The organism is Streptomyces sp. NPDC007808, assembly GCF_042868655.1.
In the GTDB taxonomy this organism is placed as follows: domain Bacteria; phylum Actinomycetota; class Actinomycetes; order Streptomycetales; family Streptomycetaceae; genus Streptomyces.
Genome location: NZ_JBIAEQ010000012.1, coordinates 102358 through 124321, shown reverse-complemented (window position 1 = coordinate 124321; position 21964 = coordinate 102358). Strand labels below are relative to the sequence as shown.

Annotated in this window: 26 protein-coding genes; 6 read left to right on the top strand and 20 right to left on the bottom strand. The window is 71.1% G+C overall.

Going from position 1 to position 21964, the window contains the following annotated elements:
• Nucleotides 1–37: 37 nt before the first annotated feature.
• Both ACFYNL_RS37265 and ACFYNL_RS37260 read right to left on the bottom strand, forming a co-directional pair.
• Nucleotides 38–730, bottom strand: coding sequence for a hypothetical protein (locus tag ACFYNL_RS37265; protein WP_388811979.1), 693 nt, complete (start codon nt 728–730; stop codon nt 38–40).
• Nucleotides 727–888 carry a hypothetical protein gene (locus tag ACFYNL_RS37260; protein ID WP_388811978.1) on the bottom strand — a complete coding sequence of 54 codons (162 nt, stop codon included), beginning with the start codon at nt 886–888 and terminating at the stop codon, nt 727–729. The genes ACFYNL_RS37265 and ACFYNL_RS37260 overlap by 4 nt, the downstream gene beginning before the upstream one ends.
• A 182-nt stretch (nt 889–1070) precedes the next feature.
• On the opposite strand from ACFYNL_RS37260, the gene dapA reads away from it, so the two are divergent.
• Nucleotides 1071–1973, top strand: a complete 903-nt coding sequence (dapA, locus tag ACFYNL_RS37255) for a 4-hydroxy-tetrahydrodipicolinate synthase (RefSeq protein ID WP_388811975.1) — start codon at nt 1071–1073, stop codon at nt 1971–1973.
• On the opposite strand, the gene ACFYNL_RS37250 is transcribed toward dapA, so the two are convergent.
• The 9 genes from ACFYNL_RS37250 to ACFYNL_RS37210 all read right to left on the bottom strand — a co-directional run bounded on the left by ACFYNL_RS37250 (nt 1974) and on the right by ACFYNL_RS37210 (nt 9035).
• On the bottom strand, nt 1974–3185 hold the full coding sequence (locus ACFYNL_RS37250; RefSeq protein ID WP_388811973.1) for a WD40 repeat domain-containing protein: 1212 nt from the start codon (nt 3183–3185) through the stop codon (nt 1974–1976).
• Complete coding sequence (locus ACFYNL_RS37245) at nt 3186–3746, bottom strand: SigE family RNA polymerase sigma factor (protein ID WP_388811970.1); 561 nt, start codon at nt 3744–3746, stop codon at nt 3186–3188.
• A gap of 179 nt (nt 3747–3925) precedes the next feature.
• Nucleotides 3926–4165, bottom strand: coding sequence for a hypothetical protein (locus ACFYNL_RS37240; RefSeq protein ID WP_388811968.1), 240 nt, complete (start codon nt 4163–4165; stop codon nt 3926–3928).
• Nucleotides 4166–4396: 231 nt separating this feature from the next.
• Entirely contained in the window at nt 4397–5386 is a 990-nt protein-coding gene (gene dapD, locus ACFYNL_RS37235) for a 2,3,4,5-tetrahydropyridine-2,6-dicarboxylate N-succinyltransferase (RefSeq protein WP_388811966.1), read from the bottom strand.
• A gap of 258 nt (nt 5387–5644) precedes the next feature.
• Complete coding sequence (locus ACFYNL_RS37230; protein ID WP_388812359.1) at nt 5645–6583, bottom strand: CU044_5270 family protein; 939 nt, start codon at nt 6581–6583, stop codon at nt 5645–5647.
• A gap of 11 nt (nt 6584–6594) precedes the next feature.
• The gene (locus ACFYNL_RS37225) at nt 6595–7188 is read right to left on the bottom strand and encodes an RNA polymerase sigma factor (RefSeq protein WP_388811963.1); all 594 of its coding nucleotides are present in this window, start codon (nt 7186–7188) and stop codon (nt 6595–6597) included.
• 100 nt (nt 7189–7288) lie between these two features.
• The gene (locus ACFYNL_RS37220; RefSeq protein WP_388811961.1) at nt 7289–7825 is read right to left on the bottom strand and encodes a TetR/AcrR family transcriptional regulator; all 537 of its coding nucleotides are present in this window, start codon (nt 7823–7825) and stop codon (nt 7289–7291) included.
• On the bottom strand, nt 7825–8145 hold the full coding sequence (locus ACFYNL_RS37215) for a DMT family transporter (RefSeq protein ID WP_388811959.1): 321 nt from the start codon (nt 8143–8145) through the stop codon (nt 7825–7827). Before ACFYNL_RS37215 ends, ACFYNL_RS37220 begins: the two co-directional genes overlap by 1 nt.
• Before the next feature lie 50 nt (nt 8146–8195).
• Nucleotides 8196–9035: an endo alpha-1,4 polygalactosaminidase gene (locus tag ACFYNL_RS37210; protein WP_388811957.1), complete on the bottom strand. Its 840-nt coding sequence runs from the start codon at nt 9033–9035 to the stop codon at nt 8196–8198.
• A gap of 299 nt (nt 9036–9334) precedes the next feature.
• Between ACFYNL_RS37210 and ACFYNL_RS37205 the strand changes: the two genes are divergently transcribed.
• Complete coding sequence (locus ACFYNL_RS37205; RefSeq protein ID WP_388811955.1) at nt 9335–10153, top strand: AbfB domain-containing protein; 819 nt, start codon at nt 9335–9337, stop codon at nt 10151–10153.
• Between the two features lie 55 nt (nt 10154–10208).
• Here the strand turns inward: ACFYNL_RS37205 and ACFYNL_RS37200 are convergent, their stop codons facing one another.
• The 8 genes from ACFYNL_RS37200 to ACFYNL_RS37165 all read right to left on the bottom strand — a co-directional run bounded on the left by ACFYNL_RS37200 (nt 10209) and on the right by ACFYNL_RS37165 (nt 16848).
• Nucleotides 10209–10541: a metal-sulfur cluster assembly factor gene (locus tag ACFYNL_RS37200; RefSeq protein ID WP_004002168.1), complete on the bottom strand. Its 333-nt coding sequence runs from the start codon at nt 10539–10541 to the stop codon at nt 10209–10211.
• Nucleotides 10538–11005 carry a Fe-S cluster assembly sulfur transfer protein SufU gene (gene sufU, locus ACFYNL_RS37195; RefSeq protein WP_388811952.1) on the bottom strand — a complete coding sequence of 156 codons (468 nt, stop codon included), beginning with the start codon at nt 11003–11005 and terminating at the stop codon, nt 10538–10540. Before sufU ends, ACFYNL_RS37200 begins: the two co-directional genes overlap by 4 nt.
• Nucleotides 11006–11025: 20 nt before the next feature.
• Nucleotides 11026–12282 carry a cysteine desulfurase gene (locus ACFYNL_RS37190; protein WP_388811949.1) on the bottom strand — a complete coding sequence of 419 codons (1257 nt, stop codon included), beginning with the start codon at nt 12280–12282 and terminating at the stop codon, nt 11026–11028.
• On the bottom strand, nt 12279–13043 hold the full coding sequence (sufC, locus tag ACFYNL_RS37185) for a Fe-S cluster assembly ATPase SufC (protein WP_388811948.1): 765 nt from the start codon (nt 13041–13043) through the stop codon (nt 12279–12281). The genes ACFYNL_RS37190 and sufC overlap by 4 nt, the downstream gene beginning before the upstream one ends.
• A gap of 7 nt (nt 13044–13050) precedes the next feature.
• Complete coding sequence (locus tag ACFYNL_RS37180) at nt 13051–13386, bottom strand: non-heme iron oxygenase ferredoxin subunit (protein WP_388811946.1); 336 nt, start codon at nt 13384–13386, stop codon at nt 13051–13053.
• On the bottom strand, nt 13383–14567 hold the full coding sequence (sufD, locus tag ACFYNL_RS37175; RefSeq protein ID WP_388811943.1) for a Fe-S cluster assembly protein SufD: 1185 nt from the start codon (nt 14565–14567) through the stop codon (nt 13383–13385). Before sufD ends, ACFYNL_RS37180 begins: the two co-directional genes overlap by 4 nt.
• A gap of 92 nt (nt 14568–14659) precedes the next feature.
• Entirely contained in the window at nt 14660–16081 is a 1422-nt protein-coding gene (gene sufB, locus ACFYNL_RS37170) for a Fe-S cluster assembly protein SufB (protein WP_388811940.1), read from the bottom strand.
• Complete coding sequence (locus ACFYNL_RS37165; protein ID WP_388811937.1) at nt 16078–16848, bottom strand: helix-turn-helix transcriptional regulator; 771 nt, start codon at nt 16846–16848, stop codon at nt 16078–16080. Before ACFYNL_RS37165 ends, sufB begins: the two co-directional genes overlap by 4 nt.
• A 161-nt stretch (nt 16849–17009) precedes the next feature.
• Here ACFYNL_RS37165 and ACFYNL_RS37160 point away from each other — a divergent pair, with 161 nt between their 5' ends.
• From ACFYNL_RS37160 to ACFYNL_RS37145, 4 genes are all read left to right on the top strand, one after another.
• Nucleotides 17010–17807, top strand: coding sequence for an aminoglycoside N(3)-acetyltransferase (locus tag ACFYNL_RS37160; RefSeq protein ID WP_388811935.1), 798 nt, complete (start codon nt 17010–17012; stop codon nt 17805–17807).
• Nucleotides 17808–17875: 68 nt separating this feature from the next.
• Nucleotides 17876–18799: an ABC transporter ATP-binding protein gene (locus ACFYNL_RS37155; RefSeq protein ID WP_388811932.1), complete on the top strand. Its 924-nt coding sequence runs from the start codon at nt 17876–17878 to the stop codon at nt 18797–18799.
• Nucleotides 18800–18849: 50 nt separating this feature from the next.
• Nucleotides 18850–19566, top strand: coding sequence for an ABC transporter permease (locus ACFYNL_RS37150; RefSeq protein ID WP_388812356.1), 717 nt, complete (start codon nt 18850–18852; stop codon nt 19564–19566).
• 88 nt (nt 19567–19654) lie between these two features.
• Nucleotides 19655–20668: a heme A synthase gene (locus tag ACFYNL_RS37145; protein WP_388811929.1), complete on the top strand. Its 1014-nt coding sequence runs from the start codon at nt 19655–19657 to the stop codon at nt 20666–20668.
• 149 nt (nt 20669–20817) lie between these two features.
• Here the strand turns inward: ACFYNL_RS37145 and ACFYNL_RS37140 are convergent, their stop codons facing one another.
• A complete protein-coding gene (locus ACFYNL_RS37140) occupies nt 20818–21924 on the bottom strand; it encodes an amidohydrolase family protein (protein ID WP_388811927.1) in 1107 nt (368 codons plus the stop codon).
• Between the last annotated feature and the right edge of the window lie 40 nt (nt 21925–21964).

The following is a 21964-nucleotide window of genomic DNA, read 5'->3' as shown; positions in this document are numbered from 1 at the left end:
TCGGTTCGGAACCCCCGGGTACCCGGACCGGCCCCCGCTATCCCTGCCGTCCGCCGCCGGATCCCCGTTCCCCCAGCCGGGCCAGCTGAGCCTGGAACAGGTCGAGCCGGGCCTGCAACAGCGCGGCCTCGGCGGCGAGTTCGGGCACCCCGAGCCCTTGGTCGGCCCCGAGACCGGCCACCGCCGCGGACGCCCCCTTCCGGGCCATGACGCGCAGCCCCTCGCCCGCCAGCCGCGCGAACCCGGCGAGCGAGACGGCCGTACGGCCGCGCAGGCACCCCACGCAGGACGGCGCGAGCCCCCGCCAGCCGGGGCGGCCCCAGCCCGCGTCGGCCAGGGCGGCGGCGACCGCACCGCAGGCGCACGGGCCGACCGTCGCGGTGCGCACCCGCTGGCGGCCGTAGCGGAAGCCGCGCTCGAAGCGGATGTACCGGCCCAGCACGGTGACTTCGAGCAGGACGGCCGCCCGGTGCTCGGCCGTGCACAGCAGCGCCTCGGCCGTCGTACGGTCGAGCACGCAGTGGAAGCCGCAGTCGCAGCGGCGGTGCGGGGCACGGTGCCGCAGGCCGTAGACGCAGGACGCGTCGGCCAGGACTCCGTACGGCAGCGCGCCGCCCAGCGACACACCGGTGAACCCGGCCCGGTCGCCGTCCTGGGACAGCACCGGATGGGCGATCTTGAATCCGGTCGGCGGCTCCGTCGGGCGTTCCTCCGGAAGCCGCAGCCTCATCGTGCGACCGGGACCTCTTCGCGGGCGGGCGCCTCGGCGGTCTCGACCTTCCCGATCCGTGCGATGTCCGCGTTCTCTTCCGGGACTTGGAGTTGTTCGTCGCGGTCCTGCGGCCGCTCGTGCGCGACTCCGGTGGCGAGTGCCTTGCCGAGCTTCATGAGACCTCCATGAGCAGATGCCGTTGCCGTCCGGCCCATGGTGACCCATGACGCCCCACTTTGGACATAGGACCTACCGCGCCCAGGCCACCCCGGACGTCGACCACCTTTCAGCATTGCTGACCAATATCCGGTAGAAAAATTAAGTGGAGCTGAGAAATGGTCCGGTCGACACTGCTCTCATGACGACTGCCGCCATCCCAGCCCCTCCCTTCGGCCGCGCTCTGTGCGCCATGATCACGCCGTTCACCGAGGCGGGGTCGCTCGACCTCGACGGCGCGCAGCGCCTGGCCGACCGGCTGGTGGACGAGGGCTGCGACGGACTGGTGCTCTCCGGTACGACGGGTGAGTCGCCGACCACGACGGACGCCGAGAAGTCGGAGCTGATCAGGGCCGTCCGGGAGGCGGTGGGCGACCGGGCGTCGGTCGTCGCGGGTGTGGGCACCTTCGACACCCGGCACACCGTCGAACTGGCCCTGGCGGCCGAGAAGGCGGGCGCCGACGGCCTGCTGGTGGTCGCGCCGTACTACAGCCGGCCTCCGCAGGACGCCGTCGAGGCACATTTCCGCGAGGTCGCCGACGCGGCCGGACTGCCGCTCGTGCTGTACGACATCCCGGGCCGCACCGGCACCCGCGTCGAGCCCAAGACGCTGATCCGCCTCGCCGAGCATCCCCGGATCGTCGCGGTGAAGGACTGCTCCTACGACTTCCTGGCCGCCCAGAAGGTCATCGCCCGCACGGAGTTGGCGTACTACGCGGGCTGCGACGAGCACAATCTCGCCCTCTACGCCGTGGGCGGCGCCGGCTACGTCAGCACGGTCGCGAACGTGATCCCGCGCCACCTTCGTTCGGTGCTGGACGCGTTCGAGGCGGGCGACACCCCCGTGTCCGCCCGCCTCCAGCAACGCGCCACGCCGCTCATCGAAGCGATGATGGCGGCGGGTCTGCCCGGCGCCGTCACAGCCAAGGCGCTCCTGAGCGAACTCGGCCTGCCGGCCGGTCCGGTCCGCGCCCCGCTGCGGCCCGCCGACCGCGAGGCGGTCGACGGGCTGCTGGCGGCGTACGAGGCGCTCGCCGAGGACTGATCAGCGGCGCGCCAGGACGGGCTCCCACTCGTGGGAGAGGTCGTCGTCCTTCTGCCTGCTGGGGCCGCTCAGCCACTCGACCCCGTCGCGTCCGATCGTGACCAGCGCGAGCCTGGGCCGGTACGGTCCCTCACCCGCCGCTCGCTCCTCGACGATCAGCCGCCGGTCGTCCACCCAGGCGAGCAGCTCGGCACCGCGCACCCTGGTGATCTCCTTGCCGGTGTAGGGGTCGCGGATCGAGGAGTACGACTTGTCCGGGACCTCCTTGGCGAGGCCGCCGGCGGCGAGGCTGCCGTCCGGGGAGAGCCGGGCCTCGACGTCGGTGCGCAGGTGCCGCTCGTTCGGGGGCGCGGCGACCTTGTTGCCGTCGACATCGTAGAACTGCTGCAGACCGTCCCCGGGTCCGGGGACGGACGTGTACACCAGGTCGCCGCTGCGGCTGAAGGCGAAGTCCTCGCGGGAGAGGAACGCGCGGTCGTCGCGTACCCCGGCCCAGGAGGTCCGGCCGGAGGCGATGTCCACGACGTGGAAGCCGCTGCGACTCGGCCGCTGATACCGCGGCACCCACCGGACGGCGTCGTCGTCCTTCTGCCTCAGACGCACATCGGGGTTCTCGTCGTACGTGGTCGCGACGAGCCTGCTTCCGTCGTACGAGAACGCCAGTCCACCCACCCCGCGGTCCACCGCGATCCACCGCTCGACCTCCCCCGTCGTGAGGTCGAGCAGCCCGATCCGCCGGGCCGGCAGGGTCCGTTCCAGTACGGCGGCGGTACGCATCCCGGGAGCGACGGCGACCACGGACCACCTGGCGTCCTTCTCGTAGCGCCCGGTCTCCTGGTCCAGGAGCCAGTAGGTGCGCTCGGACACGCCCCGGTCCTTGGACCGCGGGACGATCTGCGTGGTGTAGTACGCGGCCAGCGCCACGTCCCCGCCCGCGATCAGGTCGCTCGGCGGCGACTGGTCCGGGTGTGCGCTGGTGCCACGGTCGTTCAGCACACTGGCCGGAGGCACGTCCTCCTTCCCGGTGTCCAGCAGCGGTACGGCGACCGCGATACCGACGACGGCCGCGGTGGCGGCGGCGACCGAGGCGAGCCGACGGGTACGGCGGCGCCTGCGGACGGCCAGCACCCGGTCCGCGTATCCGGGACCGGCCGGCTTCTGTTCGGCGGCCAGTTCGCGCAGGGAGTCGCGCACGAGTTCCTCGACGTTCACCTAACCCACCTCCACGGGCGAGAAGTCACGGGACGGCTGGGAGCGGGCGGCCTCGGTCCGCGGGCCGAGCGCGGCGAGTTCGGGAGCGAGGGCCCGCAGCCGGGCGAGCGAACGGTGGGTGGTGGAGCGCACGGTGCCGACCGAGCAGCCGAGGATCCGGGCCACCTCGGCCTCCGGCAGGTCCTCGAAGTAGCGCAGCACCAGTACGGTGCGCTGCCGTACGGTCAGCCGGGCCAGCGCGCCCCGCATCAGCAACCGCAGCTCGGCGGCGGAGGCGCTGTCCGCTCCCGCGCCGGTCTCGGGCGGCTCGGCGACGGTCAGTTCGCGCCGGCGCCACTTCAGCCGCCACCGGCTGATCTGCTGCCGGTACAGGATCTGCCGTACGTACGCCTCCGGTTCGTCGACCCGCTGCCAGCGGCCGGCCGCCTTGATCAGGGCGTTCTGCAGGAGGTCCTCAGCGGCGTGCCGGTCGCCGCCGGTCAGCAGGACCGCGGTCTTCAGCAGAGCGGACGACCGGTTCTCCACGAACTCCCGAAAGCTGTCCTGTGCCTCGGCATCCATCGTCACCTTCTCTTCGCCGGGCGGGCCGGGTGCCCGCCTTCCCCACCCAGGTGACGCGTGCGGGGCCCGGCCGCTATGCCGCTCACCGCAGAAAATTCCCGTCCGAGGAAAAGGGCCGGGGCCCGCACCGCCTCACCGAGCGGTACGGGCCCCACCCCTACGCGGTGCCCGGCGGGCGATCAGCCCCACTTGTACCCGTCGCCGAAGAGCAGGAAGTGCTCCAGCACATCCTCCATCGGGTCGTCCACCTGCCCGACGTTGACCAGCCCGATACGGGGCCCGTTGTGCGAGCCGGTGTTCGTCTCGTCGGCGTACGCGGTCCCCGCCGGCAGCCAGCACGCACCCGCCACCGCCCATGCGCCCACCACCAGGCGCAGCACGGTCCGCGTCCGCTCGCTCGTCTTGCCTCGACCCGCCATCGGTCCTCATTTCGTCGGTTCGGCGTGTGATCGGACACTGCGTCCACCCGTTCATCTGCCTGGACCGCACGGAGGTCACGTGGTGTAACCCGTACGTGAGCGCACCCCGGCCGACGACCGCGAACGCACGAGCGCCCTCCCGGGCCGTGCTGGGGCCGTGGAAGGGCGCTCGCCGATGACCAACGTCGACAGTTGATCGAGGGGGCGGCCGCGGGTCACGGCCGCCGGTGATCAGTTGTGGCTGTGCAGGATGTCGTTCAGTCCGCCCCACACCGCGTTGTTCGGGCGGGCCTCGACCGTGCCGGTGACCGAGTTGCGGCGGAAGAGGATGTTGGAGGCGCCGGAGAGCTCGCGGGCCTTGACGATCTGGCCGTCGGGCATCGTCACGCGGGTGCCCGCGGTGACGTACAGGCCGGCCTCGACCACGCACTCGTCGCCGAGGGCGATGCCGACGCCCGCCTCGGCGCCGATCAGGCAGCGCTCGCCGATGGTGATGATCACGTTGCCGCCGCCGGACAGCGTGCCCATCGTGGAGGCGCCGCCACCGATGTCGGAGCCGTCGCCGACGACGACGCCCGCGGAGATACGTCCCTCGACCATGGAGGTGCCGAGGGTGCCCGCGTTGAAGTTGACGAAGCCCTCGTGCATGACCGTGGTGCCCTCGGCGAGGTGCGCGCCGAGGCGGACCCGGTCGGCGTCGGCGATGCGGACGCCCTTCGGGGCCACGTAGTCCGTCATCCGCGGGAACTTGTCGATCGAGGTCACCTGGAGGTGCAGGCCCTCGGCGCGGGCGTTCAGCCGGACCTTCTCGACGTCGTCGACGGCGACCGGGCCGAGGGAGGTCCAGGCCACGTTGGCGAGGAAGCCGAACTGTCCGTCCAGGCTCAGGCCGTGCGGCTTGACCAGCCGGTGGGAGAGCAGGTGCAGACGCAGATAGACGTCGTGCGCGTCGATCGGCTTCTCGTCGAGCGAGGCGATGACCGTGCGGACCGCGACGACCTCGACGCCCCGGCGGGCGTCCGGCCCGATCGCCGCGGTGGCGCCGCCGCCGAGCAGCTGCGCGGCCTGCTCCGCGGACAGCCGCTCGCTGCCGGAGGGGCCGGGCTCGTCGACGAGCTCGGGCGCGGGGAACCAGGTGTCGAGAACAGTGCCGTCGGCGGCGATCGTGGCAAGGCCGGCGGCCACGGCGCCGGTGGTGCGAGGAGCAGTCGTGTCGGTCATGAGGGCAACCTAACCGGCAGGGGCGTGTCGGGGCGAACTCGGGCAGGGGGCGTCTCATCGTGCGAGCCGCCGCGGGGCGCGGGTGCGCGGGCAGGGCGCCCTGGTCACCCGGCAGGGGCGCGAGTCGGCCCTCGGCCGGCGCTCTCCCGCACTCCGCGGTCGCTCACACCGGCCGTCGCCGAGAGCGAGGCCGCCTGCCTGCTCGGCCTCGCCGGTCCCCCACCGGCCGACGGGACCGCACCCCGCCCGCGCCTCGGCTCAGGGCCGTTCCCCGGCCCTGTCCACGACCCCCTTGGCGACGTAGGCGTTGCCGCTGACGACCTTGCCGTCACTGATCGTCCGCTCGCCCACCACCTCGAACGTCACCGGGTCCAGCAGCCACTCGTCGACGGACTCGTCCGCCGCGCCGCCGGGCCCGGAGAACCTGACCGCGACGGCTCGGTGGCCGGCCTCGTCCTCGACGAGGTGGTCGACGAGTGTGAGGCCCGGCAGCGTGGCGAGGGCGCGGTACAGGCCAGCGAGACCCTCGGGCGGGTGCACATAGGCGTCGAGCAGGACCGAGATCTCGGTGTAGTCGTTCTCCGCCCGGCTCCGGCCCTCGTCGTCGTCGAGGGCGTTCTCCTCGCGCAACGCCTTCAGCGCGCCCTCCGCGTCGGCCGGCAGGGAGGACAGGAAGCGGTACATCTGGCGTGGCGAACGGTCGTCGTCCCGGCTGTCCTCCAGGTCCAGCCGCATGATGTCCAGCTTGCCGCCGGCGCCGTCCCCCGGGTACGAGGCGAGCTCGCTGCCGTCGTAGCGGAGCCACTTCTCCGACACGAAGTCCTCGCCGTCCCCCTCGTACGTCTCCTCGGTGTAGATCCACTGCTCGGCGCGCGGCTCGGCGGCCGACGCCTGCTGTTCCACCGTCCGTGCCGCCCGTTCCAGCAGCTCGCGCGCGCTCATGCCGCGCAGGTCGAGGCTCGGTGGGCCGGCCGGGGTGACGTCCCGGCCCGGCCGCTCGCCGATCACCACCGTCGCGGTGACGACGGTGGCCGTGACGGCGGCGAAGGCCGCGGCGACCACCAGCCTCCCCCGCCCTCGCGCGAAGCGGCGGCGGTTCTCCGTCCGGGCCGCCTCGACCAGCCTGGCCCGCCCCGGCGCCAGTCGCCCCCGGTCGGCCACCGGGGTGTCGGCCCGCAGTTCGCGCACTCGGGTCATCTCGTCCACGCTCACACCACCTCCACGGCGTCGCTCATGAATGCCGGGTCGGCGCCGAGCGCCGTACGTACCTTGCGCCGTGCTCGGTTGAGCCGGGAGCGGACCGTCCCCACCGGCAGGCCCAGCGCCTCGGCGACCTCCTGGTAGGTGAGGTCGGCCCAGGCCACGAGCAGCAGCACGTGCCGGTCGCCCGTCGACAGGGCGGCGAGGGCGGCGGCGAGCGGGCCCTGCGCGGCGACGCGGTTGTCGCAGTCCTCCACCCAGGAGGCAGCCACCGGGTCGTGCCCCGTGCGGGCCAGCGCCCTCAGCGCCCGTGTCTCGGCGCGACGCTGCCTGCCGATGAGGTTGGCGGCGATGCCGTACAGCCAGGGGCGGGCGCTGGCGCGGGTGCGGTCGTAGCGTGCGCGGATACGGAAGGCCGTGAGGAAGGTGTCCGCCGTGATGTCGTCGGCGGCGGCCTCCCCCAGGCGCCGCGCCGCGTACCGGTGGATGTCGGGCGCGTACCGGTCGTAGAGCCGGGCGAACAGCTCGGGCTGTTCGAGGGACCCGGCGACGATTTCGGCGTCGTCCGCCGTCCGTTCCGCGGGCCGTGGTGGTCCGCTCACAAGTCCTCCCCCTGGTATGTCGTACGGAGCGTGTCACCTCCTGTTGCCCGTCGGGCGGCAAAGGGTTCACGGCACGTCGGGACCCGGCCCCCGGGGGGTGTCAGGGGATCACCCGGCGCAGCACGTCGCGCGCGTACGCCTCGTCGTACGGCGTCTCGGTGAGCAGCACCTGCAGGCAGATCCCGTCCATCAGCGCCACCAGCGCCCGCGCCGTGACCGCGTCGGTGCACCGGGACAGCCGGTCCGCGACTTCCCGGGCCCACTCGGCGGCGACCGGGCGCAGGGCGGGGCGGCGCAGGGCGGCCAGGTAGAGCTCGTACTCCAGCTCGACGCCCGTGCGGTCGCCCGCGAGCCATTCGCCCATCCAGCCCGCGAGTTCGGCGGCCAGGTCGGTGTGCGGGTCCTCCAGGCCGCCGCGCGAGGCGGTCACCTTGGCGAAGCCCTCGCTGGCCTGGCGCAGGGCGGCGACCAGCAGGTCGTCGAGGGTCTTGAAGTGGTACGTCGTGGAGCCGAGCGGCACGTCCGCCTCGGCGGCGACCGTACGGTGGCTCAGCCCCGCGATGCCCTTGTCCCCGACGACCCGGATCGCCGCGTCGATGATCCGCTGCCGTCGCTCGGGGTCGTAGCGCCGGGCCATCAGTGCGCGCCCCCCAGGTTGAGCACCACCACGCCGACGATGATCAGCGCGATTCCGGCGGCCTTGGTCACCGTCATCCCCTCCCCGAGGAAGACGATCCCGATGGTGGCGATGGCCGCGGTGCCGACCCCGGCCCAGATCGCGTAGGCCGTGCCCATGGCGACGGTCCTCAGCGTCTGGGCGAGCAGCGCGAAGGAGAGGAGGTAACCGAGGGCGGTCAGCACGGACGGCAGGAGCCTGCTGAACCCGTCGCTGTACTTCATGGCAGTGGTGGCGGCCACCTCGGCGGCTATGGCTCCGGCGAGCAGCAGGTATCCCATGTGTACGAGCGTACACAACGTTGCGTACGACCGTACACAAAGCTGTCGCGTCAGCAGGTGCGGCGGCGGTATCCGTCCTCGCCCGCGGGTGCGACGTCCAGGTCGCGCAGCACCACCGACAGCCTCTCGCCCCAGTGGGCGCATGCCGCGGTGAGGCCGTCCGACCGGTACTCGACGACGAAGACCCGGTCGTCGTAGGCGTCGGCGTACGCGTCGCACTCGTCGTACTGTCCGCACTCCTCGGCGACCGCGAAGTCGAAGCCCAGACCGCGTCCCCGGCGCGCGAGTTCGGCCGCGTTCTTCTGGCCGATGGCCAGACCGGCGGCATGGGCGCGGGCGGCGAGCACCTTGGCGAAGGCCAGGTTGTCCTCGGCGGTCAGCAGTCCGCGGGACCGTTCGTGCGAGTCGAGGTTGTCGGCCTCGACCGCCTGGAATCCGGCGGCGGCACAGCCGTCGATCCACTCCCCCACGACATCGGCGAGTCGCTCGCGTTTGGCGGGCGTCGAGATGTCCAGCAGGACCTCGTCCCAGTCCCGGTCGATCACCGTCCTGCCGTCCGCGTCACGCAGCAGCAGGTCGGGGTGATGGGTGCGCCACCAGCGCTCGGAGTCCGGCTGAGCCTGGAAGGCGTTGACGTAGCAGATGCTGTAGACGTCCGGCGCCGGTTTCGCGGCGCGGTCCCGGGCGACCGCCCGCACGCCGGCCGGGGGCGGATAGGAGCCGCCGATCTGGTAGTCGAAGGCGACGCCCGGCTCGGGCAACTTCACCTTCCGCACCTCGGCGTTGTCGCCGTCGGACACCGCGCACCCCGCCGTGACCAGGGCGAGCGCACCGCACAGCGCCGCGACTGCCGGCGTGCCCCGCAGGGCACGGAGGGCTCGCTGAACCATGGTTCGGGGGCTCCTGTCGAGAAAAGGGGGCGGCGCTGCCGCTGTCCGGGCCATGATGCCCTGCCTCCGGGGCGGGTCCGGCCGTCGGCCAACAGGGCGCCGGACGATCACACCTGATGACATGTCAGGAATGGTCGGCCGGGACCGCCCGCCCTGCTCGACGCCCAGACATCAATGTGGATACGGCTCATTCCAAACGGCTGCTCAGGAGCCACTGGAACCACTAATGTTTCACCGTTCACATACCGGGCCCTCGCACCCGCGGCTGTCGTCCCATGACGCCGCTGGAGGATCAGCGCATGCCAGAAAACAAGTCCCGGCCGCCTCAGGACCAACCTTGGGAGAACGGCTGGGCACCCGACACCTCCCGAGCACCGGGGACGCGCCGTCTCTGGCTCGCGGCCGGCATGGCGATAGCGACGGTCATCGCCTGCGCCACCGCCATAGCCGTGTCGGAAAGGGAGCCCGAGGGATCCCTCTCGGCCGCAGCTTCCCCGAAGAGCACGTCGGGCCCCGGCCTGATCTCCTTCGCCACCCCGTCGAAGTCGACGGCTCCCCCCGAGGGCAAGAGCGGTCTGTCGACGGCGAAGGAGACGCCGAAGGCACCGCGTCCATCGGGCGACGGCACACCCGCACCCACCCCGAAACCGTCCAAGTCGCCCTCGGGCGAGGCCGCATCGTCCCCCGAGCCCCCCGCCACGACCTGGCGGTCCGTCCGCTCGGTCAACTTCCCCGACCGCTACTGGCGGGCGAGCGGCGGCTACGTGCGGCTGGAACCGGTCCGTGGCTCCGAGAGCCGCGAGGACTCCACCTTCAAGCTGGTCAAGGGCCTGGCCGGCGACGGCTGCTACTCCTTCGCCACGGCCGACGGCAGCTACCTGCGCCACCGCGAGTTCGTCCTGCGCTCCGAACGCGATGACGGCTCCGCCCTGTTCGAGCAGGACGCCACCTTCTGCCCCCGCGGCTCGGGCCATTCGGGCGCGGTGATGCTGGAGTCCGTCAACTACCCGGGACGGTTCCTGCGCCACCAGAACTTCCAGCTGAGGCTGGCTCCGTTCCAGAACAGCTCCCTGTACCGGGCGGACTCCTCGTTCCAGCTGGTCGCGGGGCTGGCCTGAGAACGCGAACGGCGAGGTCCACAGGACCTCGCCGTTCTCATGTGGCTTGTCTGCCTCAGACGTTGAACCCCAGCGCCCGAAGCTGCTCACGGCCGTCGTCCGTGATCTTGTCCGGGCCCCACGGCGGCATCCACACCCAGTTGATGCGCAACTCGCTGACGAGACCGTCCGTGGCGGACTTGGCCTGGTCCTCGATGACGTCCGTCAGCGGACAGGCCGCCGATGTGAGGGTCATGTCGACCGTGGCCACGTTCGAGTCGTCGACGTGGATGCCGTAGATCAGGCCGAGGTTGACGACGTCGATGCCCAGCTCGGGGTCGACGACGTCCATCAGGGCCTCGCGGAGCTCCTCCTCCGAGGCCGGCTTCATCTCCACGGTGTCACTCATGCCGTCTTCCTTTCGGCGTCGGCTCCGCCCAGCACCTGGGCCGTCGCGTCCTTCCACGCCATCCAGCTCAGGAGGGCGCACTTGACCCGGGCCGGGTACTTGGAGACCCCGGCGAACGCGACCGCGTCCTCCAGGACCTCCTCCATCGCGTCGTCGGGCTCGATCTTCCCCTTGGACTGCATCAGCTCCAGGAAGGTCTCCTGGATCCTGCGCGCGTCGGAGAGGTCCTTGCCGACGAGGAGTTCGTTCAGTACGGACGCACTCGCCTGGCTGATGGAGCAGCCCTGGCCCTCGTACGAGACGTCCTCGATCTTCGTGCCGTCGTACTTCACACGCAGGGTGATCTCGTCGCCGCACGTCGGGTTCACATGGTGCACCTCGGCGTCGCCATCCCTCAGACCACGCCCGTGCGGGTTCTTGTAGTGGTCCAGGATGACTTCCTGGTACATCGAATCCAGCTTCATGCGTCGCTCGTCCCGTCCCGTCAGCCGAAGAAGTTCCGTACGTGCTCCAAGCCGTCCACCAGAGCGTCGATCTCGGCCGGCGTGGAGTACAGATAGAACGACGCTCGCGTGGTCGCAGGAATTCCGTACCGCAGGCAGACCGGCCGCGCGCAGTGGTGGCCGACCCGGACGGCGATGCCCTGCTCGTCGAGAACCTGGCCCACGTCGTGCGGGTGGATGTCGCCCAGCGTGAAGGAGATCGCGGCGCCGCGGTCCTCGGCCGTGGCCGGGCCGATGATCCGCAGGTCGGGGACCTCTCCCAGCCGCTTCACCGCGTACTCGGTGAGCGCGTGCTCATGGGCGAGGATCTTGTCCATGCCGATCGAGTTGAGGTAGTCGATCGCCGCGCCCAGACCGATCGCCTGCGAGATCGGGGGCGTGCCCGCCTCGAACTTGTGCGGGGCGGGAGCGTACGTCGACGAATGCATCGACACGGTCTCGATCATCTCGCCGCCGCCGAGGAACGGAGGCAGGTCCTCCAGCAGCTCCTGGCGGCCCCACAGGACGCCGATGCCGGTCGGGCCGCACATCTTGTGGCCGGTGAAGGCCACGAAGTCGGCCTGGAGCGACTGCACGTCCAGCGGCATGTGGGGAGCGGCCTGCGAGGCGTCGACGCACACCAGCGCGCCCACCTCCTGCGCGCGGCGCACGATGGCCTCGACCGGGTTGTGCGTGCCGAGGATGTTCGACACCAGCACGAAGGAGACGATCTTCGTCTTCTCCGTGATGACCTCGTCGATGTTGGACAGGTCCAGGCGGCCGTCGTCGGTGAGACCGAACCACTTCAGCTTCGCGCCCGTGCGCTGCGCGAGCAGCTGCCACGGGACGATGTTGGAGTGGTGCTCCATCTCCGTGATGACGATCTCGGTCTCGGAGTCCACCCGGTAGGGCTCGTCGGCCCAGCCGAGCATGTTGGCCACGAGGTTGAGCGACTCGGAGGCGTTCTTGGTGAAGATCACCTCGTCGCGCGACGGCGCGTTGATGAACTGCGCGACCTTGTCACGCGCGCCCTCGTACAGTGCCGTGGCCTCCTCGGCGAGGACGTGCACGCCACGGTGGACGTTGGCGTTGTGCTGCTCGTAGTACTCGGAGAGCACGTCGAGCACCTGGCGCGGGGTCTGCGAGGTCGCCGCGTTGTCCAGGTACACGAGCTTCTTGCCGTCGTGCAGGACGCGGTCCAGGATCGGGAAGTCCTTGCGGAGCGCCTCGGTGTCGAGGAGGCCCGGCAGCTGTGTCACGCGGATGCGCCACCCTTCGTGTATGCCTCGTAGCCCTCGTTCTCCAGCTTGTCGGCGAGCTCGGCGCCACCGGACTCGACGATGCGGCCGGCGGAGAAGACGTGGACGTAGTCGGGCTTGATGTAGCGCAGGATGCGCGTGTAGTGCGTGATCAGCAGCGTGCCGACCTCGCCGGTCTCGCGAACCCGGTTGACGCCCTCGGAGACGACGCGCAGGGCGTCGACGTCCAGACCGGAGTCGGTCTCGTCGAGGACCGCGATCTTCGGCTTGAGCAGCTCCAGCTGGAGGATCTCGTGGCGCTTCTTCTCACCGCCGGAGAAGCCCTCGTTGACGTTGCGCTCGGCGAAGGAGGGGTCCATGTTGAGGCGCTCCATGGCCTCCTTGACCTCCTTCACCCAGGTGCGCAGCTTGGGGGCCTCGCCGCGGACGGCGGTGGCGGAGGTGCGCAGGAAGTTGGAGACCGAGACGCCGGGGACCTCGACCGGGTACTGCATCGCGAGGAACAGGCCGGCGCGGGCGCGCTCGTCGACGGACATCTCCAGGACGTCCTCACCGTCGAGGGTGACGGAGCCGCCGGTGATCGTGTACTTCGGGTGACCCGCGAGGGAGTAGGCGAGGGTCGACTTGCCGGAGCCGTTGGGGCCCATGATGGCGTGCGTCTCGCCCTGCTTCACGGTGAGGTCGACGCCCTTGAGGATCTCCTTCGTGGCGTTGTCGGCCTCGACGGTGACGTGCAGGTCTCGGATTTCAAGCGTTGCCATGGGTGCCTCAGGACTCCTGGGTGAGGGAGACGAGAACGTCGTCCCCTTCGATGTGTACGGGGTATACGGGGACGGGGCGCGTCGCGGGAAGGCCGGACGGCTTACCGGTGCGGAGGTCGAACGCGGAGCCGTGCAGCCAGCACTCGATCTGGCAGTCCTCCACCTCGCCCTCGGAGAGCGAGACGTTCGCGTGGGAGCAGATGTCGTGGATGGCGAACACCTCCCCCTCGGTACGGACGACCGAGACCGGCGTGCCGTCGAGTTCCACCCGCTTGGGGGTGTCCTCCTCCAGCTCGCTCAGCCCACAGGCCCGGACGAAACGGGCACGGTCGAAGGTCGTCATGCGACCGAGGCCTCCAGCTCCTCTTCGATCTTCGCGATCAGCCGCTCCTCGATGTCCGCGACGCCGATCTGCTGGACCAGCTCGGCGAAGAAGCCACGGACGACGAGGCGGCGGGCCTCGTGCTCCGGGATGCCGCGGGCCATCAGGTAGAAGAGCTGCTCGTCGTCGAAGCGGCCGGTGGCCGAGGCGTGGCCGGCGCCGACGATCTCGCCGGTCTCGATCTCCAGGTTCGGCACGGAGTCGACGCGGGCACCGTCGGTCAGAACCAGGTTGCGGTTCATCTCGTAGGTGTCGGTGCCCTCGGCCTTGGCCTCGATCAGTACGTCGCCGATCCACACGGCGTGCGCGTCGTCGCCCTGGAGCGCGCCCTTGTAGACGACGTTCGACTTGCAGTGCGGGGTGTTGTGGGTGACCAGCAGACGGTGCTCCTGGTGCTGCCCGGCGTCGGTGAAGTACAGGCCGAACAGCTCGGCCTCGCCGCCGGGGCCGGCGTACTCGACGCGCGGGTGCAGGCGGACCACGTCACCTCCGAAGGTGACGACGACCGACTTGAAGGAGGCGTCACGGCCGACGAGGGCGTTGTGCTGGGCCACGTGCACGGCCTTGTCGTCCCAGTCCTGGACGGAGACGACGGTCAACTTGGCGCCGTCGCCCAGGATGTAGTCGACGTTGGCGGCCAGCACGGCGTCACCGGTGTGGTCGATGACGACGACGGCCTCGGCGAAGGCGCCCAGCTCGATCACCTGGTGGGCGAAGGCGGTGCCGCCCTCGCCGTGCACGGCGATGCGGATCGGCTCGGCCAGGACCGTCTCCTTGGGGACGGTGACCACGCCGGCCTTCTCGAACGCCGAGTACGCCTGGGCGGCGACGCGGTCCACCGGGGTGCCCGCCCTGCCGAGCCGCGCGTCGTCGCGGCCGACCGCCTCGACGGTGACGCCCTCGGGGGCCTGCACCTCGACCTTCAGGCCCTCGCCGGTGGCGACGGCGGTGCCGTCGTGCAGGCCGCGCAGGCGCTCCAGCGGGGTGAACCGCCACTCCTCCTCGCGGCCGTGCGGGACGGGGAAGTCCGCGACGTCGAAGGACGGGGGCGCGCTCATGCGCGAGACGACGGTCGACTCCGCGGCGACCGCGATCGAGCCGGCGGTGGTGGAGCCCACCGGGATGTTCTGAGCCTCAGCCATGGCTGTCGTAGTGCTCGCTTTCGTTTACGTGTCTGCGATCTTCGGCCCGCCCCGGAAGGCGGGCCGCCTGCTGCCGGACGGACGAGCGGGTCTCAGCCGACCGCGCCTTCCATCTGCAGCTCGATCAGCCGGTTGAGCTCCAGCGCGTACTCCATCGGCAGTTCCTTGGCGATCGGCTCGACGAAGCCGCGGACGATCATCGCCATCGCCTCGTCCTCGCTCAGACCGCGGCTCATCAGGTAGAAGAGCTGGTCCTCGGAGACCTTGGAGACGGTCGCCTCGTGGCCCATGGAGACATCGTCCTCGCGGACGTCGACGTACGGGTACGTGTCCGAACGCGAGATGGTGTCGACGAGCAGAGCGTCACAGAGCACGTTGGACTTCGCACCCGGGGCGCCTTCGCCGATCTCGATCAGACCGCGGTAGGAGGTACGGCCGCCGCCGCGCGCCACCGACTTGGAGACGATGTTCGAGGACGTGTTCGGGGCCATGTGGACCATCTTGGCGCCGGCGTCCTGGTGCTGGCCCTCGCCCGCGAAGGCGATGGACAGCGTCTCGCCCTTGGCGTGCTCGCCCATCAGGTAGACGGCCGGGTACTTCATCGTCACCTTGGAGCCGATGTTGCCGTCGATCCACTCCATGGTCGCGCCCTCGTAGGCGACGGCGCGCTTGGTGACCAGGTTGTAGACGTTGTTCGACCAGTTCTGGATGGTCGTGTAGCGGCAGCGGGCGTTCTTCTTGACGATGATCTCGACGACCGCGGAGTGCAGCGAGTCCGACTTGTAGATCGGGGCGGTGCAGCCCTCGACGTAGTGCACGTAGGCGCCCTCGTCGACGATGATCAGGGTGCGCTCGAACTGGCCCATGTTCTCGGTGTTGATCCGGAAGTAGGCCTGGAGCGGGATCTCCACGTGCACGCCCTTCGGCACGTAGATGAAGGAGCCGCCGGACCACACGGCGGTGTTCAGCGCGGCGAACTTGTTGTCACCGGCCGGGATGACGGTGCCGAAGTACTCCTTGAAGAGCTCCGGGTGCTCCTTCAGCGCGGTGTCGGTGTCGAGGAAGATGACGCCCTGCTCCTCCAGGTCCTCACGGATCTGGTGGTAGACGACCTCCGACTCGTACTGGGCGGCGACACCGGCGACGAGACGCTGCTTCTCGGCCTCCGGGATGCCCAGCTTGTCGTAGGTGTTCTTGATGTCCTCGGGCAGGTCCTCCCAGGACGCCGCCTGCTTCTCCGTGGAGCGCACGAAGTACTTGATGTTGTCGAAGTCGATGCCCGACAGGTCCGAGCCCCAGTTCGGCATGGGCTTCTTCTCGAAGAGCTTCAGGCCCTTGAGGCGCAGCTTGGTCATCCACTCCGGCTCCGACTTCTTGCCGGAGATGTCGCGGACGACGTCCTCGTTCAGACCGCGCTTCGCTGCGGCACCGGCCTCGTCGGAGTCGGCCCAGCCGTATTCGTACTTGCCCAGGCCCTCGAGCTCAGGGTGGGCAGTCTCCGTGGGGAGAGTCATGCGGGGTTCCTCCCGGCCGTGCTTGCAGATGCGTTGTCGCTGTGAACTTGCGTGTGGGAAATCTTGGGGATGAACGTCGTGCAGACGCCGTCGCCGTGCGCGATGGTCGCCAGCCGCTGGACGTGCGTCCCGAGCAGTTCGGCGAAGATCTCCGTCTCCGCCTCGCACAGCTGCGGGAACTGCTCCGCGACATGGGCGACCGGGCAGTGGTGCTGGCAGAGCTGCTCGCCTTTTTGAGGGAGGGGTGCGCTGCGCGCCGTTGCAGCGTACCCGTCCGCGCTCAGGGCCTTGGCCAGGGCTTCGGTGCGCTGGTCGGGGCTCACGGCCTCGATCGCCTTGCGGTACGCGCGCGCCTGGGCGGTGATCCGGGCGCGGGCGAAGGCGGCGACCGCCTCGCTCCCGCCCTCGCGCTCGGCGATCCACTTGAGGGCGTCCGCGGCGAGCGTGTCGTAGGACTGGTCGAAGGCGTCGCGACCGCAGTCGGTGAGCGCGAAGACCTTGGCGGGACGGCCGCGGGTGCGCGTGCCGTACACCCGCTGCTCCCGGGCCTGAACCACGTCGTCCGCGACGAGCGCGTCCAGATGCCTGCGTACGGCGGCCTGGGTGAGACCCAGCCGACCGGCCAGCTCGGCGACGGTCGAGGGCCCGTGGTCCAGGATGGACCGCGCGACCCGGTTGCGCGTCGAACGATCCGAGCGCATCCCGGCCGCGAGCTCCTCCTGAGGGGCCCCCATGGGGGTCTCCCGAGCCTCGCCGACGTTTTTCACAACGCCATTGTTGCGTAATTCCTCAAAGGCAGGCAAGCGGCGTCCGGCCGGACGGATGGTGCCCTGCGTCACTTAGGCATACCTAATCTGACCTGCGGAAACGATCTTTGATCGATCAAATCGGTGGCATGACAAGGCGGCGTCCTGGACACTCCCGAAACATGTCGACACCCCCTCCCACCGGCCCTCTTGTCACCCGCGAGACCCTCGCCGCACAGTTGCGCGAGCTAGGCGTCCGAAGCGGTGAAACGCTTCTCGTCCACTCCTCCCTCAGCTCCCTCGGATGGGTCTGCGGAGGGGCCGTCACCGTCGTCCGAGGGCTGCTCGACGCCCTCGGCCCGGACGGCACGCTCGTGGTCCCCACCCAGTCCGCAGACCTCTCCGATCCGAGCGTGTGGAGCAATCCGCCGGTGCCCGAGGAGTGGTGGGACACCATCCGGGCCACGATGCCGGAGTACGACCCCCTCGTCACGCCCAGCCTCGGCGTCGGCGTGATCCCCGAGACCGTACGGACCTGGCCGGGCGCCGTGCGCAGCGCCCATCCGCAGACCTCGTTCGCCGCTGTCGGGCCCCGCGCGCGGCACCTGACCGACGGGCACGCGACCGACTGCCGCCTCGGCGAGCGCAGCCCGCTGGCCCGGCTGGAGGCACTCGACGCGCGCGTGCTGCTGCTCGGTGCCGGCTACGACGCGTGCACCTGCTTCCATCTGGCCGAGTACAGGATCCCGTCACCGCTGGTGAAGGTGGGACGCCCGGGGCCCGCGGGATGGGAGGTGGTCACCGAGGTGTCGATCACCTCGGAGCGGTTCGACGAACTGGGCCATGACTTCGAGCGGGACCGTCCCGTCGTACGCGGGACGGCGGGCGCGGCCGACGTACGGCTGTTTCCGCTGGCCGACGCGGTGGCGTACGCGCAGCGGTGGCTGGCGATCCACCGGCCCCGCGCGGAGGAGATCTGACCCGATCGGGCCGGGAGAGGCGCACCCCGCCGTCCGGGTGACCGGCCGCCTACCTAGACTCTGGAGCCATGCGAACTGAGCCCGTGGTCGAAGTCCAGGCCCTGGTGAAGCGGTACGGCACGAAGACCGCGGTGGACGGCCTCGACCTGGTGGCCCGGGCGGGTGTGACCGCGGTGCTCGGCCCCAACGGCGCGGGCAAGACCACGACGGTCGAGGCCTGCGAGGGCTACCGCAAGCCGGACTCCGGCACGGTGCGTGTCCTGGGTCTCGACCCGGTGCGGCAGTCCGGCGAACTGCGGCCGCGCATCGGCGTGATGCTCCAGTCCGGCGGTGTCTACTCGGGAGCGCGGGCGGACGAGATGCTGCGCCATGTCGCCAGGCTGCACGCGCACCCCCTGGACGTCGACGCCCTGATCGAGCGGCTCGGGCTGGGCGATTGCGGCCGCACCACCTACCGCCGCCTCTCCGGCGGCCAGCAGCAGCGGCTCGCCCTCGCCATGGCCGTGGTCGGCCGCCCCGAGCTGGTCTTCCTCGACGAGCCGACCGCCGGTCTCGACCCGCAGGCCCGCCGGGCCACCTGGGACCTGGTCCGGGACCTGCGCGCCGACGGGGTCTCCGTGATCCTGACGACCCACTACATGGACGAGGCCGAGCAGCTCGCCGACGACGTCGCGATCATCGACGCGGGCCGGGTCATCGCCCAGGGCTCCCCCGAGGAGCTGTGCCGGGGCGGCGCCGAGAACACGCTCCGCTTCACCGGCCGCCCCGGCCTGGACGTGGGGTCCCTGCTGAAGGCCCTGCCCGCCGACTGCACGGCGGCCGAGCTGACGCCGGGGTCGTACCGGGTCGTCGGCAAGGTCGACCCGCAGCTGCTCGCGACGGTGACGTCCTGGTGCGCGCAGCACGGGGTGATGCCGGACCGTATCTCGGTGGAGCGGCACACGCTCGAAGACGTCTTCCTGGAGCTCACCGGCAAGGAGCTGCGCTCGTGACGACCACCGGCACCTACACCCCCCGGCCGGGCGCGGCGCCCCTGCCCCGCATGATCGCTGCCCAGGCGGCGCTGGAGACCAAGATGCTGCTGCGCAACGGCGAGCAGCTGCTGCTGACCGTGGTGATCCCCACCCTGCTGCTGGTGCTGTTCAGCTCGGTGGACATCATCGACACCGGTGCCGGAGAGGCCGTCGACTTCCTGGCCCCCGGCATCCTCGCGCTGGCCGTGATGTCGACGGCGTTCACCGGGCAGGCGATCGCGACGGGTTTCGAGCGCCGGTACGGCGTGCTGAAGCGGCTGGCCTCCTCACCGCTTCCCCGCTGGGCCCTGATGACGGCGAAGACGGTGTCCGTGCTGGTCACCGAGGTCCTCCAGATCGCCCTGCTCACGGCGATCGCCTTCGCGCTCGGCTGGTCGCCGCACGGCGGTCCGGCGGCAGTCGTGCTCCTGCTGGTCCTGGGGACGGCCGCCTTCTCGGGCCTGGGCCTGCTGATGGCGGGCACGCTCAAGGCCGAGGCCACGCTCGCCGCCGCCAACCTGGTGTTCCTGCTGCTGCTCGTCGGCGGCGGGGTGATCGTGCCGCTGGACAAGTTCCCGGCCGCCGCCCAGGACGTCCTCGCCCTGCTGCCCGTCTCGGCGCTCTCCGACGGGCTGCGGGACGTGCTCCAGCACGGGAGCGGGATGCCGTGGGGCGACCTGGGGATCCTCGCCGTGTGGGCGGTCCTGGGGCTGACCGCGGCCGGCAGGTTCTTCCGCTGGGAGTAGGGCCCCGGGTCCGGCACGACGGGCGGGAAGCCCCCGGTGCGGGACCCTCGTGAAAGCGTGCACAAGCGGCCCGCCTACGATAGGGCGCGTGCCAAACCTGACCCGCGCCGACGCCCTGGCGGTCGTACGCAACCCGCTCGCCTTCATCGCCGCACGCTGGACCCCGGACCCGCGGACGGTCCGACGCGCTGCCCTCACCGCGCTCGTGATGTCGGTGATCATCGTGGTCACCGGTGGCGCGGTACGGCTCACCGGTTCCGGGCTCGGCTGCCCGACCTGGCCCAAGTGCACCGACGACTCGCTCACCGCCACCCGCGAGATGGGCCTGCACGGCGCCATCGAGTTCGGCAACCGCCTGCTGACGTACGTGCTGTGCGCGGCCGTCGGCTGGGCGATCATCGCCGCCCGCTCGACCGAGCCGCACCGGCGCGGCCTGACCCGGCTGGGCTGGGCCCAGTTCTGGATCGTCATGAGCAACGCCGTGCTCGGCGGCATCGTGGTCCTGGTCGGCCTGAACCCGTACACGGTCGCGGCCCACTTCGTGGCGACGTCCGCCCTCATCGCGGTCGCGACGGTGATGTGGCAGCGCACCCGGGAGGGTGACGCACAGCCGCGTCCCCTGGTCGGCAAGGCCGTGCGGCAGCTGGTGTGGGTGATGGTCGGGGCCTCGGTGCTGCTGATCCTGGTCGGCACCGTGGTGACCGGCGCCGGTCCGCACGCGGGCGACTCCAGCGAGGTCGAGCGGATGCCGGTCGACTGGGAGAACGTCACCAAGCTGCATGCCGTGCTGGCGTGGATCGTGGTCACGCTGACGTTCGCCCTGTGGTTCGTCCTGAAGGCGGTCGACTCCCCGAAGGGGCCGCTGAACCGTACCCGCGACCTCTTCGTGATCCTCCTCGCCCAGGGCGCGATCGGCTACGTCCAGTACTTCACGGACCTTCCCGAGCTCCTGGTCGGCCTGCACATGTTCGGCTCGGCGGTGACGTGGATCGCGGTGCTGCGCGTCCTGCTGGCCCTGCGGGAACGGCCCGAGGAGTCGGTGCCCGACCTGCCGCCTCGGTCGTACGACGCCGCGAGCGCGTCGATGGCCGGGCCCAGGTAGTCCCGCGTCGGCCCGGCCCTGCGCGCCGCCCGCTCCCCGGTGGGCGGCGCGGTGCCGTCGTGGCCGGTCGACCTGTCGAGCGCGGCGTCCGTCGGCGTCCGTCGGCTTTCCGCCCCGTCCGTGCGGGGCGCCACCGCCGGTGAACCCGGTCACTCCAGCCCGTACACCCTTGTGGCGTTGCCCGCCGCGACCATGCCCGCCACGCGCTGCGCGTCCCCCAGCGACCACGCCCCCTCGGCCACCCAGCCCCCGAGCACCCTGGCGAGGGCCTCGCGGAACAGGCCGGCGCCGACGACGTGCAGTTCGGGCAGGCCCTGTGCGCCGCTGGAGAAGAGGATCTTGCCGAAGGGGGCCAGTTCCAGGATCTCGGCGAGGATCGTGGCGGCACGGGCGCCCGTGCGGATGAGCGCGGCGCCCGAGTCGGCGTAGACATGCGGGAAGACCCCGGCCAGGTGGGCGGCGTGGCGGTGGTACGGGTAGCCGTGCAGCAGGATCAGGTCGGTGCCGAGGCCGGCCGTGGCGCGGACGAAGTCGGTGAGCAGCACCGGGTCCGTGCGGTCGATCCGCACGCCGGGCTCGCCCAGCCCCGCGTGCAGCTGGAGCGGCAGCCCCGACGCCACCGCGATCCACAGCAGGTGCCGCAGCAGCACGGGGTCGGTCAGCTCACCGCCGACGCTGCGGGCCGCGAGCCAGCGCCCCGCCGCGCCTCGCACCTCCCCCGGCCCCGGCGGCTCGGGCGCGAGCGCGAGACCGTGCCGCACGCCCGCGACGGACGTGAAGGCGACGGCGTGCACGGCCGCGCCGTGCACCGATTCGGCGAGGTTGGCGAGGAAGGACTCGACGGTGCCGGAGGTGTCGGCGACCTGTTCGGCGAGGAGTTCGAGGCGCACGATCTCACGGGCCTCGGCGGAGGCGGCGGAGGCCAGCTCGGTGGGGCCGGTGAGGTCGCCGGGGACGCCGGAGTCGATCAGATAGGTGGTGATGCCGCTGCCGCGCAGCAGTCGCCGGCCCGCCTCGAACACCCCGAGTTCGCGGCGCCGGGCCAGGTAGCGGGCGGGCGGGCAGTGCGGTTCCAGCCCCAGGAGCGGAGGGCACCAGCGGCGTACGGCGAAGCCGGTCTGCGTGTCGAACAGGGTGGTGCCGGGCGCGGGCGGGCCCTCGGTGCGGGCCAGCTGGGCCTCGAAGGTGCCGAGGCCCAGCTCCGTCCTCAGTACGCCGTGGCAGTACTGGTCCACGAGGGACGGCGTTTCGATCATCCGGAACTCCCCGTTGCTGGACCGTGTAATCCCTACAGGT

What these genes read in the sequence shown, in the direction of transcription:
- ACFYNL_RS37265 (WP_388811979.1), bottom strand. Translation starts at nt 730, where the DNA reads ATGAGGCTGCGGCTTCCGGAGGAACGCCCGACGGAGCCGCCGACCGGA.
- ACFYNL_RS37260 (WP_388811978.1), bottom strand. Translation starts at nt 888, where the DNA reads ATGAAGCTCGGCAAGGCACTCGCCACCGGAGTCGCGCACGAGCGGCCG.
- dapA (WP_388811975.1), top strand. Translation starts at nt 1,071, where the DNA reads ATGACGACTGCCGCCATCCCAGCCCCTCCCTTCGGCCGCGCTCTGTGC.
- ACFYNL_RS37245 (WP_388811970.1), bottom strand. Translation starts at nt 3,746, where the DNA reads ATGGATGCCGAGGCACAGGACAGCTTTCGGGAGTTCGTGGAGAACCGG.
- ACFYNL_RS37240 (WP_388811968.1), bottom strand. Translation starts at nt 4,165, where the DNA reads ATGGCGGGTCGAGGCAAGACGAGCGAGCGGACGCGGACCGTGCTGCGC.
- dapD (WP_388811966.1), bottom strand. Translation starts at nt 5,386, where the DNA reads ATGACCGACACGACTGCTCCTCGCACCACCGGCGCCGTGGCCGCCGGC.
- ACFYNL_RS37230 (WP_388812359.1), bottom strand. Translation starts at nt 6,583, where the DNA reads ATGACCCGAGTGCGCGAACTGCGGGCCGACACCCCGGTGGCCGACCGG.
- ACFYNL_RS37220 (WP_388811961.1), bottom strand. Translation starts at nt 7,825, where the DNA reads ATGGCCCGGCGCTACGACCCCGAGCGACGGCAGCGGATCATCGACGCG.
- ACFYNL_RS37215 (WP_388811959.1), bottom strand. Translation starts at nt 8,145, where the DNA reads ATGGGATACCTGCTGCTCGCCGGAGCCATAGCCGCCGAGGTGGCCGCC.
- ACFYNL_RS37210 (WP_388811957.1), bottom strand. Translation starts at nt 9,035, where the DNA reads ATGGTTCAGCGAGCCCTCCGTGCCCTGCGGGGCACGCCGGCAGTCGCG.
- ACFYNL_RS37205 (WP_388811955.1), top strand. Translation starts at nt 9,335, where the DNA reads ATGCCAGAAAACAAGTCCCGGCCGCCTCAGGACCAACCTTGGGAGAAC.
- ACFYNL_RS37200 (WP_004002168.1), bottom strand. Translation starts at nt 10,541, where the DNA reads ATGAGTGACACCGTGGAGATGAAGCCGGCCTCGGAGGAGGAGCTCCGC.
- sufU (WP_388811952.1), bottom strand. Translation starts at nt 11,005, where the DNA reads ATGAAGCTGGATTCGATGTACCAGGAAGTCATCCTGGACCACTACAAG.
- sufC (WP_388811948.1), bottom strand. Translation starts at nt 13,043, where the DNA reads ATGGCAACGCTTGAAATCCGAGACCTGCACGTCACCGTCGAGGCCGAC.
- ACFYNL_RS37180 (WP_388811946.1), bottom strand. Translation starts at nt 13,386, where the DNA reads ATGACGACCTTCGACCGTGCCCGTTTCGTCCGGGCCTGTGGGCTGAGC.
- sufD (WP_388811943.1), bottom strand. Translation starts at nt 14,567, where the DNA reads ATGGCTGAGGCTCAGAACATCCCGGTGGGCTCCACCACCGCCGGCTCG.
- sufB (WP_388811940.1), bottom strand. Translation starts at nt 16,081, where the DNA reads ATGACTCTCCCCACGGAGACTGCCCACCCTGAGCTCGAGGGCCTGGGC.
- ACFYNL_RS37160 (WP_388811935.1), top strand. Translation starts at nt 17,010, where the DNA reads ATGTCGACACCCCCTCCCACCGGCCCTCTTGTCACCCGCGAGACCCTC.
- ACFYNL_RS37155 (WP_388811932.1), top strand. Translation starts at nt 17,876, where the DNA reads ATGCGAACTGAGCCCGTGGTCGAAGTCCAGGCCCTGGTGAAGCGGTAC.
- ACFYNL_RS37150 (WP_388812356.1), top strand. Translation starts at nt 18,850, where the DNA reads ATGATCGCTGCCCAGGCGGCGCTGGAGACCAAGATGCTGCTGCGCAAC.
- ACFYNL_RS37140 (WP_388811927.1), bottom strand. Translation starts at nt 21,924, where the DNA reads ATGATCGAAACGCCGTCCCTCGTGGACCAGTACTGCCACGGCGTACTG.